Origin of the sequence: Staphylococcus sp. ACRSN (genome assembly GCF_022346615.1) — a bacterium.
In the GTDB taxonomy this organism is placed as follows: Bacteria; Bacillota; Bacilli; order Staphylococcales; family Staphylococcaceae; genus Staphylococcus.
This window is the reverse complement of sequence record NZ_JAKRNS010000011.1, coordinates 1-20,671: the sequence shown is the minus strand read 5'-3', so window position 1 is coordinate 20,671 and position 20,671 is coordinate 1. Positions and strand designations below refer to the sequence as shown.

The following is a 20,671-nucleotide window of genomic DNA, read 5'->3' as shown; positions in this document are numbered from 1 at the left end:
TGCCTTAGGTATAAAGACTTTAACACGTTATTTAATTCTTCGTATTGTTAGCTCGCTTGCTTAGGGGACAGCTTCAGCCTGTAGTCTTCAGCTCGTCCTGTTCCCTCAAGCGTCTCGCTAAAATACGTGGTATTCAAATGTAGTATTACTTTTAAACACTTAAAAATAAGGTTCTTTCGTATAAATTAATAAATACAATAAAAGCAATATTGAAAAAGGCAATTTCTATATTATTTCAATAGAAATTGCCTTTTTATAATCGTCCAAGAACTTTATTTCTCAGACGCCATTTTCATTCAAAAATATTTTGTTCATTTTATCAAAATTCACTTTCCTTATCCAAGTGCAACATCTAGGATCATCATAATTGTGAATCCTAACATTAGACTGAGTGTGGCAAGGTCGGTGTTATTACTAGCTTGTGAATCAGGGATTAATTCTTCAACCACAACGAATATCATTGCGCCAGCAGCAAATGCAAGTGCATAAGGTAACATTGGTGTGATTACTAACACGGCAGCAGCACCAATTGTCGCAAATATTGGTTCCACAATCGCAGAAGCTTGTCCATAGTTGAATGCTTTCCAGCGAGATGCACCAGCAGCACGAATTGGCATGGATAACGCAGCACCTTCAGGAATGTTTTGAATACCGATACCTATTGCTAAACTAAGTGCACCTAATAATGTAGCTTGACCATTCCCAGATACAATACCCCCAAAGGCAACACCAATAGATAGTCCTTCAGGAATGTTGTGAAGCGTAATAGCTAAAACTAGTAAAGTATTCTTGTTGAGTTTCTTAGTGCCTACACCTTCATGGAACTGATTTGTATCAGATGTATTTGGGTGAATATGAGGTATCACTAAATCTAAAGCACGAATAAATAGACCACCCAATAAAAATCCGATTGCAGCAGGTAACCATGCAAATGAAGAATCTTTACCATAATCTATTGCAGGTTGTAATAAAGACCAAAAACTTGCCGCAATCATTATCCCTGCAGCAAAACCTTGCATAGAATTTAAAATTTTATCATTTACACGCTTAAATACAAATACTGAAGCAGCTCCTAATGCTGTTAATAACCAGGTAATGATACCTGCTATTAATGCTTGGATATAAGGAGGTAACGCTTGGAAAAAATCCGTCATAAGCTTGTCTCCTTTGTATCATTTGAACTAAAAAAGGTGTATAATGTATGGAACTGAAATTAATTTTAACAGAATTAAGTATAATTATCGATATTTAAAAAGGATGTTGGAATATGGAAGCATACAAAATAGAACATTTACATAAATCCTATGCCGACAAAGTTATTTTTGATGATTTACATCTTTCAATCTCTAATGGAGAGAAGATTGGTCTCGTCGGTATTAATGGTACCGGAAAGAGTACATTATTAAAGGTAATTGCGGGCATAGATGAAGATTACGATGCAGAAGTTACGCATCCCAACTCCTATCGCATACGCTACTCTTCACAAAAGCAAGAGTTCGATGAGGATTTAACCGTTTTTGAAGCAGTGTTAACTTCAGAAACTAAGACTTTGCAAGTCATACGAGATTATGAATTTGCTGTAAATCAATATAGTTTGAATCAAAGTGACAATAATTTCCAAAAAATGATGCAAGCACAAGAAGCAATGGATGCGAATCAAGCTTGGGATTATAGCTCTGAAATTAAGACTATACTGTCTAGATTAGGCATACATGATACGACGAAACAGGTGAAAGCATTATCTGGAGGGCAACAAAAACGTGTAGGTTTGGCAAAAACTTTAATAGAACAGCCAGACTTATTATTGCTAGATGAACCTACCAATCATTTGGATTTTGAATCTATAAACTGGTTAATCAACTACGTTAAACAATATCCTCATACAGTACTCTTTGTAACCCATGATCGGTATTTTCTTAATGAAGTATCTTCTAGAATTATAGAATTAACGCAAGGTAAATTAAAGACGTATCCAGGAAACTATGAAGCCTATATAGAACAACGTGCAGAGAATGAAATTATTGAACAAAAGCAACAAGCGAAACAACGTTCTCTTTATAAACAGGAATTGGCTTGGATGCGTGCAGGCGTTAAGGCACGTACAACAAAGCAACAAGCAAGAAAAAATAGATTTAGTGATTTAGAACAAGATGTAAAGCAACAACATCAACAAGATCAAGCATCGCTAAACCTAGCTTATTCTAGATTAGGTAAACAAGTTTTTGAGTTAGAACAAGTAACGAAACGTATCCCAGACAGAACGTTATTTGAAGATATTACACAAATCATTCAAAATGGACAACAAATCGGGATTGTAGGACCTAATGGTGTTGGTAAGACAACTTTATTAAATATTTTAAGTGGTGAAGACACTGCATTTGAAGGTAATTTAAAAGTTGGACAAACAGTTAAAGTAGCGTATTTCAAACAAACCGATGAGCGTTTGGATCGAGATATACGTATGATTGATTATCTTAGAGAAGAAAGTGAAGTAGCTAAGGAAAAAGATGGTACTTCTGTATCAATCACACAATTATTAGAACGCTTTTTATTTCCAAGTTCAACACACGGTAAAAAATTATATAAATTGTCTGGAGGAGAACAGAAACGTTTATATTTATTGAAATTACTCGTGCATCAACCCAATGTATTACTATTGGATGAACCGACTAATGATTTAGATACAGAAACACTTACTATATTGGAATCTTATATTGATACATTTGGTGGTACTGTAATTACGGTTAGTCACGATCGCTATTTCTTGAATAAAGTAGCGAAAGAGTATTGGTATATTCATGATGGTAAAATGGAACGTATTATCGGTTCATTTGATGATTATGCAATATATCAAAAAGAACAAGATAGACAAATAGAAGCAGAAAAACAACAACAAAAGTCAAAATCAAAAGCACCACAAAAAAAGAAAAAGGGACTTAGTTATAAAGAAAAGCAAGAATATGAATTAATTATCGAACGCATAGAAACAACTGAACAAAGGCTGGAAGAAATAGATACAGAAATGATAAACGCAAGTTCAGACTACGCAAAGATTAAAGCATTAAGTGAAGAACAACAAACATTAAATCAAACTTATGAAGATGATATTGCTAGATGGAGTGAACTTGAAGAACTAAAAGAACAATGAGGGATCTTATAACATGGAATCAACTTTAGCGCATTATTTTGGTTATGACACGTTTCGTCCAGGCCAAAAGGAAATAATTACAAAAGTAATGAATCAACGTAATGTATTAGGGGTTTTACCAACTGGTGGTGGTAAATCAATTTGTTATCAAGTACCAGGATTAATGCTAGGTGGCACTACTATTGTCATCAGTCCGTTAATTTCTTTGATGAAAGACCAAGTAGATCAATTAAAGGCTGCGGGCATTCGCGCTGCGTATTTAAACAGTAGTTTAACGCAGAAAGAGCAAAAGTCTATAGAAGAGCAATTAAAACAAGGTGAAATACAATTTCTTTATGTGGCTCCAGAGCGTTTTAATAATGATTATTTTATGATGTTATTACAACGTTTACCAATACATTTAGTTGCGTTTGATGAAGCGCATTGTATTTCTAAATGGGGTCATGATTTTAGACCTAGCTATCAAGAAGTTATTCATAAAGTGTTTGCATTACCACAAGATTTTACAATCGTTGCCTTGACAGCCACGGCGACAACAGAAGTTCAAAAAGATATTATGGAAAGATTAAACATCAACAAGCATGATGAAATTAAAACGAGTACGAAAAGACGTAATTTAGTTTTTAAAGTCAATCCTACATATCAACGACAAAAATTTGTATTAGAATATGTAAAATCGCATGATAATGAAGCTGGTATCGTTTATTGTTCTACACGTAAACAAGTTGAAGAATTACATGAAGCATTAGAAGATCACAAGATTAACAGTACGATATACCATGCGGGGCTTTCGAATAAGGAACGTGAAGCTGCTCAGAACGATTTTGTTTATGACCGAGTACGTGTTGTTATCGCTACAAATGCCTTTGGTATGGGGATTGATAAATCCAATGTGCGATTTGTTATACATTATAATATGCCAGGTGATTTAGAGTCATATTATCAGGAAGCAGGTCGTGCAGGACGTGATGGGTTGAAAAGTGATTGTATTCTACTATTTAGTGAACGAGATATCGGCTTGCACCAGTATTTTATTTCATCTTCAAAAGGTGATGATGATTACAAAGATAAGATGGGCGAAAAGCTGACAAAAATGATTCTTTACACTAAAACGAAAAAATGTTTAGAAGCGACATTAGTACACTATTTTGAACCAAATGAAAAGTTAGAAGAATGTGAACAATGTAGTAATTGTACGCGAGAAAACAAGACATATGATATGACAAATGAGGCTAAAATGATAGTGAGTTGTATCGCTCGTATGAAACAAAAAGAAAGCTATAGTGTTATCATTCAGGTTTTACGTGGTGAAGATACTGATTATATTCGTTATTGTGAGTATAATAAATTATCAACACACGGTATTATGAAAAATTACACAACATCAGATTTAAGTCATTTAATTGATGAATTAAGATTCAAAGGTTATTTAAATGAACATGATGAAATTTTAACATGTGACAAGACAGTTAAACAGTTGTTGACCGATGATGTGACTATTTTTACAACGCCATTTAAACGTAAAACAAAAGAAATTGTTAATATTAATACAGTTGAAGGTGTCGATCGTGCATTGTTTGAAGAATTAATTGCAGTGCGTAAGAAACTTAGTGAAGATTTAGAGATTGCACCAGTCAGTATTTTCTCTGATTATACTTTAGAAGAATTTGCTAAACGAAAGCCTGAATCTAAACAAGATATGATTTCAATTGATGGTGTTGGAAGTTACAAATTAAAACATTATTGTCCGATGTTTTTAGAAACAATTCAATCTTATAAAGCACAAATATAGAATGGACAATATTACAGGTAGTGATATTGTCTACACTGATTGTGCGATAGTTTAAAATATTTATATACATTGCAAAGTTAATTTTAAAAACAAACCGAAAAGAGCCAAAATAAGTGGTGATTGTTTGGTTAGTTGTTAAAATTAACTTTATTTTTGTGTAATAAATAGATTTTGTGGTATTTAATTTTGTAAGTGTGTATTTTAAAACGATAGATTTATGTTAATTACATATACATTTAATTAATTGGGAATCACAAGAGTATAAATGATGATGCATTTATCTATATATCAAATTGAAGGTGATTAAGTGATAGAATTTAAAAATGTTGTAAAGAAGTATGGGGATAAAACTGCTGTGGATAATATTAGTTTCAATATTAAAGAAGGTGAATTCTTTGTGCTCATTGGCCCTTCAGGTTGTGGGAAAACAACGACTTTGAAGATGATTAATCGATTAATTTCATTGACGGAAGGTTATATTTACTTTAAAGATAAGCCAATTAGCGACTATCCAGTGTATGAAATGCGTTGGGATATAGGCTATGTACTTCAACAAATTGCGCTATTCCCACATATGACAATTAGAGAAAATATTGCACAAGTACCACAAATGAAAAAATGGAATACTCAGGACATAGAAAATAGAATTGATGAGTTACTTAATATGGTTGGTTTAAACCCCGAAGTATATAAAGAGAGAAAACCAGATGAATTATCAGGAGGACAAAGGCAACGTGTAGGTGTTGTGCGTGCTTTAGCAGCAGATCCACCAGTAATATTAATGGACGAACCGTTTAGTGCATTAGATCCAATTAGTAGAGAAAAATTACAAGACGATTTGATTCAATTGCAACGTCAGATTAAAAAAACGATTGTTTTTGTTACACATGACATTGAAGAAGCAATGAAATTGGGGGACAGAATTTGTTTGTTAAATGAAGGTCGCGTTGAACAAATAGATACGCCAGAAGGTTTTGCAAAGCATCCTAATAATGATTTTGTGGCACAATTTTTAGGAAATAAAGTACAACGTTCGATAAATGATTTGAAGTTGTCTGAACTTACTCATTATTTGAAACCGTTTGTTGCTGATGAGACAACACCAAACTTTCCGATGTTAGAAAGTACGAATTTTGTAAAAGATGCCTACGCACATTTAGTTACACACGATGCTATTGTTATCAATGATAAGTCAACTTCGCAACGTTATCTAATGCAACGACAAGATGTATTTAGATTGTTTTCAGAATCGAAGGGAGTGTCTTAGATGAATGAAGTATTACAAACTTTATCCGATAGACGTGGGCAACTTTTTACAACGATATTTGAACACATTCAAATTTCATTCATTGCACTATTAATAGCTGCGTTAATCGGTGTTCCTTTAGGTATAATACTAACAAAAACGAAAAAAATATCGGAAATTGTAATGAATATTGCGGCAATTTTACAAACGATACCATCGCTTGCGTTATTAGGGTTAATGATTCCATTGTTTGGTATTGGAAAAGTGCCAGCAGTTATTGCACTTGTTGTCTATGCTTTATTGCCGATATTAAGAAATACATATACAGGTATATCAGAAGTAGATACTTCTCTAGTGGAAGCGGCAAAAGGTATAGGTATGAAACCAGGACGTAGACTTACAAAGGTAGAATTACCGATTGCAATGCCTGTTATTATGGCAGGTATTAGAACAGCGATGGTGTTAATTATAGGTACGGCAACATTAGCAGCGTTGATTGGAGCAGGTGGATTAGGTGATTTAATTTTACTAGGTATCGATAGAAATGATAGTTCTCTTATATTAATTGGTGCAATACCGGCAGCACTATTAGCGATTTTGTTCGATTTAGCTTTACGTTTTATGCAAGGATTGTCGTATAAAAAATTAATTATTGCATTATCAATCATTGTTATAGTCTTATTGATTGTTATTATAGCCCCAATGTTAGGTCAAAAAGGTGACAAAGTGACATTAGCTGGAAAGCTAGGCTCAGAACCATCAGTCATAACAAATATGTATAAAATATTAATAGAACAAGAAACCAGTGATACTGTTGAAGTTAAAGATGGTATGGGTAAAACATCTTTCTTATTTAATGCATTAAAATCTGATGATATAGATGGATATTTAGAATTTACTGGCACAGTGTTAGGGGAATTAACTAAAGAGAATCTAAAATCTAAACAAGAAGGAAAAGTGTATCAACAAGCGAAAGAAAGTCTTGAACAAAAATACGATATGACCATGCTCAAACCTATGAAATATAATAATACGTATGCTTTAGCAGTTAAAAAAGATTTTGCGAAAAAGCATAATATAAAAACAATTGGTGACTTAAACAAAGTGAATAATGAAATTAAACCAGGATTTACGTTGGAATTTAATGATCGTTCAGATGGGTATCCTGCAGTTAAGAAAGCTTATAATTTAAATATTGGAAAAGCTAGAACAATGGAACCGAAACTTCGTTATCAAGCAGTAAAAAGTGGTGATATCAATTTGATAGATGCTTATTCTACTGATGCAGAATTAAAACAATATGATATGGTTGTCTTAAAAGATGATAAACATGTCTTCCCACCATATCAAGGAGCACCAATGTTTAAAGAAAAATATCTTAAAGCACATCCGGAAATTAAAAAGCCTTTAAATCAATTAGCAAATAAAATTTCTGATGAAGATATGCAACAAATGAATTATGAAGTTACTGTGAAAAAGAAAGATCCGTATCAAGTGGCAAAAAATTACTTAGAAAAAGAACATCTCATAAAATAATTGAAGTCAAGCTTATGGGTTTTGAATGTATATGATATTCAAAACCCATTTTTCTATCATTAAAATATGATGGTATCACTTGGACACATTGATTTTGATATAACATAAGGTTTATAATAGTTACTAAGTTTTGAAATTTCTGTAAAATTAAGGAGGACCGAAGCAACCATGAAAAAACAAATTGAGCAATTATCAGCATATGAGCCGGGGCTTTCACCTCGTGCCTTAAAAGAGACTTACGGAATTGAGGGTGAGTTATATAAATTAGCTTCAAATGAAAATTTATATGGACCATCACCAAAAGTAAAAGAAGCAATTCAAAGTCATTTAGATGAATTGAATTTTTATCCGGAAACGGGTTCTCCAATGATTAAAGAAGCGATAAGCAAACATTTAAATGTTGAGCAGTCACGTATCTTATTTGGAGCAGGTTTAGATGAAGTCATATTGATGATTTCCCGTGCGGTATTGTCAGCTGGTGATAAGATAGTGACGAGTGAAATGACATTTGGACAATACTATCATAATGCGGTTGTTGAAGCGGCAACGGTAGTACAAGTACCGTTAAAAGAAGGATACTTTGATTTAGAAGGTATATTAAATGAAATTGATAACGAAACTAAGTTAGTGTGGTTGTGTAATCCTAACAACCCAACAGGAACATATTTTACACATGATGAGCTGAAAGATTTCTTAGAGAGAGTACCGAGTCATATACCGGTAATTATAGATGAAGCATATGTGGAATTTGTTACTGCTCAAGACTTTCCAAATACATTGGAGTTACAACAACAGTTTAGCAATGCTTTCTTATTACGCACATTCTCAAAAGCTTATGGTCTAGCGGGTATGCGTATAGGTTATGTTGTTGCAGCTAAAGAAGCGATTGAAAAATGGAATATTATTCGTCCACCGTTTAATGTGGGGCGTTTGTCAGAGTATGCGGCACTTGCGGCACTTGAAGATCAATCGTATCTTACATTTATACGAGAAAGAAATGCAGAGGAAAGAGAAAAATTCTTTGCCATAGATAATAGTAAAGCATTTTTCAATAGTCAAACAAACTTTGTCTTTGTAAAAACGTCTAAACCACATGATTTATATGAGGCTTTATTAAATGTGGGTTGTATTACACGTGAGTTTCCAAATGGTGTGAGAATTACTGTAGGATTCCCTGAACAAAATGACAAAATGATTCAAGTGCTTAAAGACTTTGAGTTATAAGTGGTGCTATGAAATAACTTTAAAAAAAGATGATAAGCGCAATAATCTATCAATCGTATGCCTAACATGGATGATATCTAAATGTATTTTTGAATTTTACATTTCAATGCAAAAATACATAGTTTTGATATACTAAGATACATGAGGTTATATAAAAGGGAGTAGAGTAATTAATGACACGAAAATCAATTGCAATTGATATGGATGAAGTATTAGCTGATACAGTAGGCGCTTTAATTGAAGATGTAAATAAGCATACGGATTTAGGCATTTCTTATGATATGTTAGATGGGATGAAATTGCGACATGCTATGCCTGAACATGATGGGCTGTTAACCGAGATTTTGAGAGAACCAGGATTTTTTAGAAAGCTTGATGTTATGAAAGATGCGCAAGCAGTAGTGAAAAATCTAACTGAGCATTACGATGTTTATATTGCTACAGCAGCAATGGATGTTCCTACATCATTTCATGATAAATATGAATGGTTAAGAGAGTATTTTCCGTTTTTAGATCCACAGCAATTTGTATTTTGTGGTAGAAAGAATATTGTAAAAGCCGATTATCTCATTGATGATAATCCTAGACAACTAAGTATTTTTACTGGTAAGCCGATAATGTATACAGCGTCTCATAATATTAACGATGATCGATTTACACGCGTAAATAACTGGCAAGATGTTGAAACATATTTCCTTGGAGATAAAGCTTACCAAATTTAATAACTTATAATATAAAGGGTAGTGGGATAGAAGTCTATTGCTAATAGTTCACTGTTATCACACGTCTGTAAAGATAGAGAGAGTTACAATCGTTTTGATTTTAATTTCTTGCTACGCTTTATTACTATCTGCATAACAAAACAGGCTAGCACATTATAAAATTAATGTGCTAGCCTGTTTTTATTTTTAGCGAATTAAGTAAATAGATAATTTATATGTCTGATCCTTCATCATCTTGAAGCATATCATTGAGTGTTAATATTTGTACAGCGTTAGGAATGATTTCAATATCAAGAGGTGTTTTTAATGCAATTTCTCCATCGATATCCACCTTCACTACTGGATCTGTTTCTATAGTAATTTTTTTAGCTAGGATGTGCTGAATACCTTCGGTCATATGATTCCAATTCATACTATCACGTTGCTTAAATATATCATTTAAAACGCTAGTATTCTGTTCTTTAAATATAAATGAATTTAAATAGCCATCACTTGGAGATAAATCTGTAAGTGGTATACGACTGCCACCTATAAACGGTCCGTTTGCGACAACTAGCATAGATGTCTTGCCACTAATTGTTTTATCATCGGCTGTTAAAGTGTAATCAAAATATTCTGGATTAAGCAAAGTCTTTACTGTTGATCCAACATAGCTCAATTTACCAAATACATCTTTGTTACCATTTTGAACATTCTCAGCATTTTGTACGATTAAACCTAACCCAACGAAGTTTAATGCATATTGATTATTAATCTTCATTACATCATATGGTACAAGCTCAGCATTAATTAATTGCTGACTAGCTGCTTTATGTCGTGGGCTTAAATTTAATGTCTTTACAAAGTCATTAAACGTGCCACCAGGAATAACACCTATAGGTATATCGAGTTCACTCTGCATGATTCCATTAATTAATTCATTAACAGTGCCATCGCCACCTAATATAAAGACAATATCGACGTCATCACTATATGATTTGGATTTGATTTTTTTACAATATTCAATAATGTCTCCTTCATTTTCACTAAGTTGTATAGATAGGTGCTTACAAAATGAAGTTAAAGCAGCGGAAACATCCCCTAAACCTCTATAGATATCTTTGATACCAGAGTGTTCATGGTAAAATAAAACGCCATGATTATATTTTTTGTTAGTCAATATATTCACCATATTTCTCTCTATTTTATGTTTAACAATACATATTTTATATTATACCTTTTTTTATAACAAAAAAACTACGATGAACGGTATAAGTTCATCGTAGTTTAGTTTAACAATTATTTAATTCCTCGCATACCTTTAACAATTTTAGGCACAAAAGCTAGAATAATTACACTAACGATAATTGCAATTGCACCTAAGAATAGAAAGTAATTTTTATAACCTAAAGGTTCAATCAAATGCACGAGTGAACCATTGATTGCTTGAGCACAGGCGTTTGTTAACAACCATAAGCTCATCATTTGCGCATTAAATGCTTTAGGTGCTAATTTTACTGCCGCGCTATTGCCGGTAGGAGATAAGCATAACTCACCAATAACACAAATGATATACGATAAAATAACCCAGTTTACACTAATGTTTGATGCACCTGCTGAATGACCAATTAAGCCAATCATGATATATGATGCACCTGCTAAAAATGCTCCCAAAACAAATTTAGTAGGTAAGCTTGGTTGGCGTCTTGCCATTTTAGCCCAAATTATAGAAATAACTGGTGCTAGTAGAACGATGAACAATGGATTAATTGATTGGAATAGTGCCGGTCCAAAATCAGATTTCCATCCAAATAAATTTAATTTCATGTCACTACTTTCGAATGCATATAAATTTAGCACGTTGGCGCCTTGTTCTTGAATTGACCAGAATAATACTCCAAGTATAAACAATGGTATAAAGGCAATAACTCTTGAACGTTCGTCATCTGTTACATCTTTACTGCGTATCATGATAGTAAAATAAATGATAGGTAAAGCTACACCTAACACAAGTACTGCTGTACTAATAATGTTAAATGATAAAGTACCTGTTAATCCAGTGATGATTAATACTGCTGCTATGATAATAATCGCAATCGCAAATATTAAACCATATTTCTTTTTCTCACTTTGAGTTAATGGATTTGAAGCTTTCGATCCAATTGTACCAAGATTCTTTTTGTTGAATAACACGTACCATATAAGTCCTAGCGCCATTCCTATTGCAGCAATTAAGAACCCTCCATGGAAATTAGCAGTTCCAACAAAATGATTTAATATGAGTGGTGATATGAGTCCGCCCATATTGACTGACATGTAGAAAATTACAAATCCTGCATCAAGTCTTACGTCGTTTTCAGGATAAAGTCTACCAACAATATTTGAAATATTCGGTTTCATCAGACCTGAACCTACAATGATAAAGAACATCGAAATAAATAGTCCAACGATGTCTAACGGTAAACTTAGGAATATATGACCTATAATTATCAATATACCACCAATAAGTGTTGCTGAACGTGTCCCTGTCACTCTATCAGCAATCCATCCACCTAATACTGATGTCATATAAATCAATGCACCGTACACAGCCATTACCGATTGTGCAGTGCCTTTGTCCATACCTAAGCCACCATCTTTGATAGCAAAATACATATAAAAAATAAGCAAGGCACGCATGCCATAGTAACTAAATCTTTCCCAAAATTCTACAAAAAATAGAACACCTAGACCTTTTGGATGTCCAAAAAAGCCTTTTTGTGGGATAGATTGTGCGTCTTGCTCATGGGTTGTTTGGTTTTGCATAAAACATTCCCCGTCCTTTCTAGCTCCCAATAAAAAAATGTATAAAAAAGATTTTACTCCTAATATTATTGAATTGCAATAATATTCTCAAAATAACAATATTCTGAATATTCACATAATATTTTGATATAATTGTATGTCACTAGAGTGTTTGAAACAAAGTTATACATAATTATTTTTAGTATGGTGATTATTTTATTATATGAAAGGTTTGATATTTTCAATAATTGATAAGATATCATACCGATTTTTTAATGTACTGACGTGTGGGGGAGTTGTATAAGTAAGAAACTATAAGATAGCAATATTTCCGAGGCGAACAAGCATATTCAAGATAGTATGGTTTTGAATATAAAAGAGAGCAAACCTTTTACGGATTTGCTCCCTTATTTTGAGAATGGAGGTTTATGCACCAGACTCCTAACTTAAAATTAATTATAGTATAAATAATAAAAACCGCGTCTATTTGGTTTAATAAACACCTTTCATCGCACGTTTCACAATAGGTGAAATGAATAGTAAAATGATGCCGATAAAGACTGCTACAAGTCCTGAGTACATGAAATAATCACTTTGATTAATCTTTGTATAAACAACTACTAATTGTGAATTAAGTCCTTGTGCAGTAGCATTACTCAACATCCATAGACTCATCATTCTAGCTGTAAAGGCAATCGGTGCTAGCTTTGTTGTCGTAGATAATCCAACAGGTGAGATACATAATTCTCCGATTGTAATTAAGAAGAAACTAAGTACAAGCCATAATGGGTTAACAAGTGATTGTCCAGAGGCTAACGGAATAATCATTACAAGATATGATAAACCAGCTACGATAACACCATATGCGAATTTATGCACTGTAGGTGGATTATGTTTACCAAGTTTGAGCCATAAAGTGGCAAAAACTGGTGCTAACAAAACAATGAAAATTGGATTTAATGACTGTGCCCATGATGCTGGGATTGAGAAGTCAATTAAACCTCCAGTTAATACAGACATTTCAAGTTGTGTCTTTTTATCGGCAAAACTTGCTAATATTGTAGAACCTTGTTCTTGAATCATCCAAAACGCAACTGATGTAATATAGAGTGGTATGTAACTATAAATTCTTGCACGTTCATCTTTTGTAACATCCTTACTCAATATCATATTTAAGAAAATATATATTGGTAAAACAATACCTAAGATTGTTACTAATAGGCTAAAGTTTTCTAACGATAATGCATTGTTTAAATGTAAAACGAATAAATAAATTAAAAACAATACAATTACGCCGAGAGTAATCAGTACAAATTTCTTTATTTCGGGTTTAGTTAATGGATTAGGTACATTGCGTCCAGCTAAACCAAGATTCTTTTTGCGTTTGATCATGTAGACAACTAAACCACAAAACATTCCTATGGCAGCAGCTAAAAAACCTGCATGGAAACTAATTCTTGTTTGTAAATAGCCAGTGATTAATGGTGCTAATAGACTACCTAAATTGATTCCCATATAGAATAATGTAAATGCAGCATCTCTTCTGACATCATTTCGGTCATAAAGCTCTCCGACAGTGGTTGATATATTTGGCTTTAATAAGCCTGTACCTGCGATAATAACAGCAAGTGCGACCATGACTAATGTTAAATTATTAGGCAAGGATAATAAGATATGTCCAACCATAATTAAAAATCCACCATAAAAGACGGCGTTTTGCGTCCCGGTAATTCTATCTGCTATCCAACCTCCGATAACACCGGACATATAAATAAGTGTTCCATAAATAGATACAATTTGTAACGCAACAGCTTCATCAAGTCCAAATCCACCTTTAGCAACTGTGTAGTATAAATAGTAGATTAGGATGGCTTTCATACCATAGTAACTGAATCTCTCCCAAAATTCAGTGAAGAATAAAGTACTTAGTCCCTTTGGATGACCAAAGAAACCTGTTCGCGGTGTGCTTTCCATAATTTCTTCGTGTGTATAACTAACTTTTCTCATAAATTCCCTCCCCGATTATAGTTGGATTAATTTTATACTGTTTTTATAAAAATGACAAGTGTATGTATTATTTGTACAATATTAAATTGAAAGTGATTTATTATACTATTTGTATTATTAGTTAATTAAAAAAACAGGAATGAAAACGACGTGTTTTCATTCCTGTTAAATAGGAAAAGCTATTATCGATTATCTATCTTTTCTGGATATAAATCGTGATTCATTAAACGATGTTCTGCTATTTTTTCGTATTTCGAATTAGGGCGACCATAGTTTGTATAAGGATCTATTGAAATTCCACCACGTGGCGTAAATTTGCCCCAAACTTCTATATAATGTGGATCCATAAGTTCGATAAGATCATTCATAATAATATTCATACAATCCTCATGAAAGTCACCATGATTTCTAAAACTAAATAAGTAAAGTTTTAATGATTTAGATTCAACCATTTTTACATTTGGTATATAAGAAATATATATTGTTGCAAAATCGGGCTGTCCAGTGATAGGACAAAGTGATGTGAACTCAGGACAGTTGAATTTGACAAAGTAATCTCTGCCTTGGTGCTTATTATCAAATGATTCTAATACATCAGGACGATAGTCGAAATCGTATTGATTATTTTGATTGCCCAGTAATGTAATATCTTGTAACTCGTCTTTGTTACGGCCTTCAGCCATAGAAAATCGCTCCTTTTTTAATCATAAAAAATATTTATTAGTGTTATTTTTTTATACTAATTGGTTGTCGGCGTGCTTTTTCAAACATATAATAACTAGAGCTTATAATGATAATATAACCTAAAACAGCATATAAATCTGGTGATTCTCCAAACAATATAAAACCAAATAATGCTGTAAAAACAATAGATGCATAAGTGAAAATAGATATATCTTTTGCAGGAGCATAACTATAAGCTAAGGTAATACCAATTTGGCCAACAGCTGCTGCTAATCCAGCACCTAAAAGATATAAGCATTGAATCCATGTCATAGGTTCAAAAGTAAAGATAGTAAATGGTATTAATACGATGATTGAAAAGAATGAAAAATAGAAAACAATCGTATAAGGTGCTTCTTTTGAACTTAAAGCTCTCACACACGTATATGCGGCGGCAGCAAAAATACCAGAGAATAAACCACCTATTGCCGGAATTACCGATGATGAAAACTCAGGTTTAACTACGAATAACATCCCAAATATTGCAACAAACATAGCAATAAACTGATAATTACGTACTTTTTCATTTAAGAAAAATAAGCTAAGTAATATAGTCCAAAAGGGGTTAAGTTTCATTAAAGTATCCGCATCGCTTAAAATCATATGGTCGATTGCATAGATATTAAGTAGTACACCGATTAAACCAAGTGTTGATCTAGATATAAGTAACGGCTGGCTACTTAATTTACCAAATAGAGGTTGCTTATATTTAAATATGAAATAGAGAGGTATAAACATAGCTACCAAATTACGAGCGAGTGACTTTTGAAATACAGGTAGATCGCCTGCTAATCTGAAGAACACAGACATAAAACTAAAGCCAATTGCAGAAATTAGAATAGCGATGATACCTTTAACTTTAGGATTCAATAATATCGCCTCAATTTTAAAAATTTAACGTATCTATATTAGCATAAAATTTTAGAACATGTATATATACTTGAAATTAGGGAAGAAATATAATATTATATAAAAGCGAACAAATGTTCTGTTTTTGTGGTATTTGACTAAAATTAATACTTATCGAAGTAAATCAAATTTTTTGAATATTTTATACAACAAAATTAGTGAAATGTGCAAAGTGACAGTATGTAAGGCTTTGTCTTAATTTTAAAAAAATCAAATAAAATGAACGAAATTAATAGAAAAAATTTTTTTGGGAGAGGTGACATCAATTTAAAGTTGAATTGGTGCCATTTTCATTCCGTTTTCAAAATTTCGTCATAGTTTCATCAAATAAAAAGGCTTTTAATCGTCTTCTGACTTATGTATAATGAAACACATAATATAGTATTAACGACAGAACCGAAACACTATATATTGTGTTTCGGTTTCTAGTCACTTTATATATAATAAACCAAATTTCAAGTAAAATAACACTGGTTTAGGCACTTAATCATGACAAATATAGTATTAATACTGTTTAAACGTATTTTTACATTACTATATGTAGATTACTTTATTACTATATATTGTGTTTTATAAGTACTCGGTCATTAGTTGAGAATGGACTTGATTGAAATTAGGTGAACAAATTGGTGAAATATAATGATTTTCCTAATTGATATGGATAATCATAGTAATAGAAAGTAGGTGTGCCGATGAAGGTTGTTTATTTTTCATTTTCCGGTAATGTCAGACGTTTCATTGCCAGAGCAGAATTGAACAATACTATGGAAATTACGCAGAATAATTGCACGGAAAGATTAGATGAACCGTTCATTATGGTCACTGGAACAATAGGGTTTGGTGAAATTCCACAACCTGTTCAATCATTTTTAGAGGTAAACCAAGACTTGATTAGAGCCGTTGCAGCAAGTGGTAATCGAAATTGGGGACAAAATTTCGCAAAAGCTGGCCGCACTATCTCTGAACAATATGATGTTCCTTTATTAATGAAGTTTGAAGTACAAGGAACGAAAGAAGATATTAGCGAATTTAAAGATAAGGTGGGACATTTCAATGAAGATAATAGACGAGAAGAAATACAATCATATTGAATTAAATAATGAAGTTACCAAGCGTAAGGATAATGGTTTTTTCAACTTAGAAAAGGATCAAGAGGCATTAACTGTTTATTTAGAAGAGATAAAGGATAAAACGATTTACTTCGATAGTGAACTAGAACGCCTACACTACCTCGTCGATAACGACTTCTATTTTGATGTATTTGAAGCATATTCAGAAGCAGATCTTCAAGAAATTACTGACTTTGCTAAGCAAATTGAATTTAATTTTGCTAGCTATATGTCAGCAAGTAAATTCTTCAAAGATTACGCATTAAAAACAAATGATAAAAGTCAATATCTAGAAGATTATAAACAGCACGTTGTAATTGTTGCACTTTATCTTGCTAATGGTCATAAGGCAACAGCTAAGCAATTTATTTCAGCTATGATTGAACAACGTTACCAACCTGCGACACCAACATTCTTGAATGCAGGACGCGCACGTCGTGGTGAGTTAGTATCATGTTTCTTGTTAGAAGTTGATGATAGCTTAAATTCAATCAACTTTATCGATGCGACAGCTAAACAATTAAGTAAAATTGGTGGCGGTGTAGCAATTAACTTGTCTAAATTACGTGCACGTGGTGAAGCAATAAAAGGCATTAAAGGTGTTGCGAAGGGCGTACTTCCAGTAGCAAAATCATTAGAAGGCGGTTTTAGTTACGCGGATCAATTAGGGCAACGTCCAGGTGCTGGTGCTGTATATTTAAATATCTTCCACTATGATGTTGAAGAATTTTTAGATACTAAAAAGGTAAATGCTGATGAAGATTTACGTCTATCTACAATTTCAACTGGTTTAATCGTCCCTTCAAAATTCTTTGATTTAGCTAAAGAAGGTAAAGACTTTCATATGTTTGCACCACATACAATTTACAAAGAATACGGTGTAACACTAGATGATATCGATATAGATGAATATTATGATGAATTAGTAGCTAACCCAAATATTGATAAAAAGAAAAAAGATGCACGTGAAATGTTAAATATGATAGCACAAACACAATTACAATCAGGATACCCTTATTTAATGTTTAAAGATAATGCGAATAAAGTGCATGCAAACTCAAACATTGGTCAAATTAAGATGAGTAACTTATGTACTGAAATTTTCCAATTACAAGAAACATCAATCATTAATGATTATGGTACAGAAGATGAAATTAAACGAGACATTTCATGTAACTTAGGTTCACTTAATATTGTAAATGTAATGGAATCAGGTAAATTTAAAGATTCGGTACACACTGGTATGGATGCATTAACAGTAGTAAGTGATGAAGCAGATATTCAAAATGCACCAGGTGTTAAAAAGGCAAATAGTGAGTTGCATTCAGTTGGACTTGGTGTTATGAACTTGCACGGTTATTTAGCTAAAAATAAAATTGGTTATGAGTCAGAAGAAGCAAAAGACTTTGCTAACATATTCTTTATGATGATGAATTACTACTCCATTGAGCGCTCAATGGAAATTGCTAAAGAACGACAAGAAACATATGTTGGTTTTGAACAGTCTGATTACGCTAATGGTAAATACTTTGAATTCTATACTTCACAAACATTTGCACCACAATATGAAAAAGTACGTAAATTGTTTGACGGTTTGGAAATTCCTACACCAGAAGATTGGAAAGCATTGCAACAACAAGTTGAACAGCATGGTTTATTCCACGCTTATCGTTTAGCGATTGCACCAACACAAAGTATTTCATATGTACAAAATGCAACAAGCTCTGTTATGCCTATCGTTGATCAAATTGAAAGACGTACTTATGGTAATGCAGAAACATTTTATCCAATGCCTTTCTTATCACCTGAAACTATGTGGTATTACAAATCAGCGTTTAATACTGATCAAATGAAGTTAATTGATTTAATATCTACAATTCAAACGCATGTGGACCAAGGTATTTCAACGATACTTTATGTAAATTCAGAAATATCTACACGTGAATTGTCTAGACTCTATGTATATGCACATCATAAAGGATTAAAGTCTTTATACTACACTAGAAATAAATTATTAAGTGTTGAAGAATGTACGAGTTGCTCAATTTAATTTTAACAAGACACGACGATCAGTGATTAATTCAAAATGAATGAGATATAAGCATGGCATGATAAATGTTAAATCATTTATTGAAAATTAATGTTAACAGCCAATCGTTATTTGTACATTAAAACGAAAAGAGGGTTTTAATAAAACGATTTGACTGTTAACTTTGTTTGCTTATGTTTTAAAGATTTTACATCACTGCCCAAAATAAATTTATACTGGAATAGGAGACAATATCTAAATGAAAGCAGTCAATTGGAATACACAAGAAGATATGACAAATATGTTTTGGCGACAAAATATTTCACAAATGTGGGTAGAGACAGAATTTAAAGTATCGAAGGATATAGCAAGTTGGAAAACTTTAACTGAAGCAGAGAAGAATGCATTCAAAAAAGCATTGGCTGGGTTAACAGGATTAGATACACATCAAGCAGATGATGGTATGCCTCTAATCATGTTACATACAACTGATTTGCGTAAAAAAGCTGTATATTCTTTTATGGCAATGATGGAACAAATCCATGCTAAAAGTTATTCACATATTTTTACAACATTACTTCCTTCTAGTGAAACCAATTACCTATTAGATAAATGGGTGATTGAAGAACCGCATTTGAAATATAAATCAGATAAAATCATCGAAAATTACCACAAACTTTGGGGTAAAGAAGCTTCGGTTTATGACCAATATATGGCTCGTGTATCGAGTGTGTTTTTAGAGACATTCTTATTTTACTCTGGATTCTATTATCCACTTTATCTTGCTGGACAAGGTAGAATGACGACTTCAGGTGAAATTATCCGTAAAATTTTACTTGATGAATCTATTCATGGTGTATTTACAGGTATGGATGCACAAAGTTTAAGAAATGAATTGTCTGAAAGTGAAAAGCAACAAGCAGATCAGGAAATGTATAAATTACTTGATGACCTATATAAAAATGAAGTGTCATATACACATTCTTTATATGATGAACTTGATTTGTCAGAAGATGTCCTTAACTATGTACGTTATAATGGAAATAAAGCATTATCAAACCTTGGCTTTGAACCTTATTTTGAAGAAAGAGAATTCAATCCAATTATTGAAAATGCTTTAGATACAACAACGAAAAACCATGATTTCTTCTCAGTTAAAGGTGATGGTTATACACTAGCTTTAAATGTAGAAGCATTAACAGATGAAGATTTTATCTTCGAAGATTAATCATTTTTGTAATGCAATTAGTATATAACTATATCAGTGTTGATTGATAGATCAATACCAGATCCGAATTGGAGAAGGCTTTGGGAAAGTTACAGTTATATAAAAATCAATAAGAAACATACTAAGATTAGCTGTGAAGAAATCTATGACGATAGATTTTTTCGCAGCTATTTTTTATAGTTGTAGAGAGGAGTAGACTGTGCGGACTCTTGGGTTTTAAACCCGTATAAAAAAC

At 32.6% G+C, this 20,671-nt stretch carries 15 protein-coding genes; 9 read left to right on the top strand and 6 right to left on the bottom strand.

Annotation, left to right across the window (positions count from 1 at the left end):
* Nucleotides 1-335: 335 nt before the first annotated feature.
* Entirely contained in the window at nucleotides 336-1,154 is an 819-nt protein-coding gene (locus MHZ36_RS10610; protein ID WP_239231605.1) for a ZIP family metal transporter, read from the bottom strand.
* A 113-nt stretch (nucleotides 1,155-1,267) separates the two neighbouring features.
* Here MHZ36_RS10610 and MHZ36_RS10605 point away from each other — a divergent pair, with 113 nt between their 5' ends.
* From MHZ36_RS10605 to MHZ36_RS10580, 6 genes are all read left to right on the top strand, one after another.
* Complete coding sequence (locus MHZ36_RS10605; protein ID WP_239231604.1) at nucleotides 1,268-3,148, top strand: ABC-F family ATP-binding cassette domain-containing protein; 1,881 nt, start codon at nucleotides 1,268-1,270, stop codon at nucleotides 3,146-3,148.
* A 13-nt stretch (nucleotides 3,149-3,161) separates the two neighbouring features.
* The gene (recQ, locus tag MHZ36_RS10600; protein ID WP_239231603.1) at nucleotides 3,162-4,940 is read left to right on the top strand and encodes a DNA helicase RecQ; all 1,779 of its coding nucleotides are present in this window, start codon (nucleotides 3,162-3,164) and stop codon (nucleotides 4,938-4,940) included.
* 307 nt (nucleotides 4,941-5,247) lie between these two features.
* Nucleotides 5,248-6,207, top strand: coding sequence for an ABC transporter ATP-binding protein (locus MHZ36_RS10595; RefSeq protein ID WP_239231602.1), 960 nt, complete (start codon nucleotides 5,248-5,250; stop codon nucleotides 6,205-6,207).
* Complete coding sequence (locus MHZ36_RS10590; RefSeq protein ID WP_239231600.1) at nucleotides 6,208-7,722, top strand: ABC transporter permease/substrate-binding protein; 1,515 nt, start codon at nucleotides 6,208-6,210, stop codon at nucleotides 7,720-7,722.
* Nucleotides 7,723-7,890: 168 nt separating this feature from the next.
* Nucleotides 7,891-8,946 (top strand): histidinol-phosphate transaminase, encoded by a 1,056-nt coding sequence (hisC, locus tag MHZ36_RS10585; protein ID WP_239231599.1) that lies wholly within the window; start codon nucleotides 7,891-7,893, stop codon nucleotides 8,944-8,946.
* 173 nt (nucleotides 8,947-9,119) lie between these two features.
* A complete protein-coding gene (locus MHZ36_RS10580) occupies nucleotides 9,120-9,668 on the top strand; it encodes a 5' nucleotidase, NT5C type (protein WP_239231597.1) in 549 nt (182 codons plus the stop codon).
* 211 nt (nucleotides 9,669-9,879) lie between these two features.
* Here MHZ36_RS10580 and MHZ36_RS10575 read toward each other — a convergent pair whose 3' ends face one another.
* The 5 genes from MHZ36_RS10575 to MHZ36_RS10555 all read right to left on the bottom strand — a co-directional run bounded on the left by MHZ36_RS10575 (nucleotide 9,880) and on the right by MHZ36_RS10555 (nucleotide 16,031).
* A complete protein-coding gene (locus MHZ36_RS10575) occupies nucleotides 9,880-10,827 on the bottom strand; it encodes a diacylglycerol/lipid kinase family protein (protein WP_239231595.1) in 948 nt (315 codons plus the stop codon).
* Between the two features lie 119 nt (nucleotides 10,828-10,946).
* Complete coding sequence (locus tag MHZ36_RS10570; protein WP_239231587.1) at nucleotides 10,947-12,452, bottom strand: peptide MFS transporter; 1,506 nt, start codon at nucleotides 12,450-12,452, stop codon at nucleotides 10,947-10,949.
* Nucleotides 12,453-12,923: 471 nt separating this feature from the next.
* A complete protein-coding gene (locus MHZ36_RS10565; protein ID WP_239231585.1) occupies nucleotides 12,924-14,438 on the bottom strand; it encodes a peptide MFS transporter in 1,515 nt (504 codons plus the stop codon).
* Nucleotides 14,439-14,620: 182 nt separating this feature from the next.
* Entirely contained in the window at nucleotides 14,621-15,121 is a 501-nt protein-coding gene (gene queF / locus MHZ36_RS10560) for a preQ(1) synthase (RefSeq protein WP_239231583.1), read from the bottom strand.
* A gap of 43 nt (nucleotides 15,122-15,164) precedes the next feature.
* A complete protein-coding gene (locus tag MHZ36_RS10555; RefSeq protein ID WP_239231581.1) occupies nucleotides 15,165-16,031 on the bottom strand; it encodes a DMT family transporter in 867 nt (288 codons plus the stop codon).
* Nucleotides 16,032-16,762: 731 nt separating this feature from the next.
* On the opposite strand from MHZ36_RS10555, the gene nrdI reads away from it, so the two are divergent.
* The 3 genes from nrdI to nrdF all read left to right on the top strand — a co-directional run bounded on the left by nrdI (nucleotide 16,763) and on the right by nrdF (nucleotide 20,436).
* Entirely contained in the window at nucleotides 16,763-17,161 is a 399-nt protein-coding gene (gene nrdI, locus MHZ36_RS10550) for a class Ib ribonucleoside-diphosphate reductase assembly flavoprotein NrdI (RefSeq protein ID WP_239231579.1), read from the top strand.
* On the top strand, nucleotides 17,124-19,229 hold the full coding sequence (gene nrdE, locus MHZ36_RS10545) for a class 1b ribonucleoside-diphosphate reductase subunit alpha (protein ID WP_239231578.1): 2,106 nt from the start codon (nucleotides 17,124-17,126) through the stop codon (nucleotides 19,227-19,229). Before nrdI ends, nrdE begins: the two co-directional genes overlap by 38 nt.
* Nucleotides 19,230-19,467: 238 nt before the next feature.
* Complete coding sequence (gene nrdF / locus MHZ36_RS10540; protein ID WP_239231576.1) at nucleotides 19,468-20,436, top strand: class 1b ribonucleoside-diphosphate reductase subunit beta; 969 nt, start codon at nucleotides 19,468-19,470, stop codon at nucleotides 20,434-20,436.
* Nucleotides 20,437-20,671 lie beyond the last annotated feature (235 nt).

Excerpts from the sequence above, each read along its gene's own strand:
- nrdE (WP_239231578.1), top strand. The coding sequence starts at position 17,124 with ATGAAGATAATAGACGAGAAGAAATACAATCATATTGAATTAAATAAT.
- MHZ36_RS10590 (WP_239231600.1), top strand. The coding sequence starts at position 6,208 with ATGAATGAAGTATTACAAACTTTATCCGATAGACGTGGGCAACTTTTT.
- nrdF (WP_239231576.1), top strand. The coding sequence starts at position 19,468 with ATGAAAGCAGTCAATTGGAATACACAAGAAGATATGACAAATATGTTT.
- nrdI (WP_239231579.1), top strand. The coding sequence starts at position 16,763 with ATGAAGGTTGTTTATTTTTCATTTTCCGGTAATGTCAGACGTTTCATT.
- MHZ36_RS10580 (WP_239231597.1), top strand. The coding sequence starts at position 9,120 with ATGACACGAAAATCAATTGCAATTGATATGGATGAAGTATTAGCTGAT.
- MHZ36_RS10610 (WP_239231605.1), bottom strand. The coding sequence starts at position 1,154 with ATGACGGATTTTTTCCAAGCGTTACCTCCTTATATCCAAGCATTAATA.
- MHZ36_RS10605 (WP_239231604.1), top strand. The coding sequence starts at position 1,268 with ATGGAAGCATACAAAATAGAACATTTACATAAATCCTATGCCGACAAA.
- hisC (WP_239231599.1), top strand. The coding sequence starts at position 7,891 with ATGAAAAAACAAATTGAGCAATTATCAGCATATGAGCCGGGGCTTTCA.
- queF (WP_239231583.1), bottom strand. The coding sequence starts at position 15,121 with ATGGCTGAAGGCCGTAACAAAGACGAGTTACAAGATATTACATTACTG.
- MHZ36_RS10570 (WP_239231587.1), bottom strand. The coding sequence starts at position 12,452 with ATGCAAAACCAAACAACCCATGAGCAAGACGCACAATCTATCCCACAA.
- MHZ36_RS10565 (WP_239231585.1), bottom strand. The coding sequence starts at position 14,438 with ATGAGAAAAGTTAGTTATACACACGAAGAAATTATGGAAAGCACACCG.
- recQ (WP_239231603.1), top strand. The coding sequence starts at position 3,162 with ATGGAATCAACTTTAGCGCATTATTTTGGTTATGACACGTTTCGTCCA.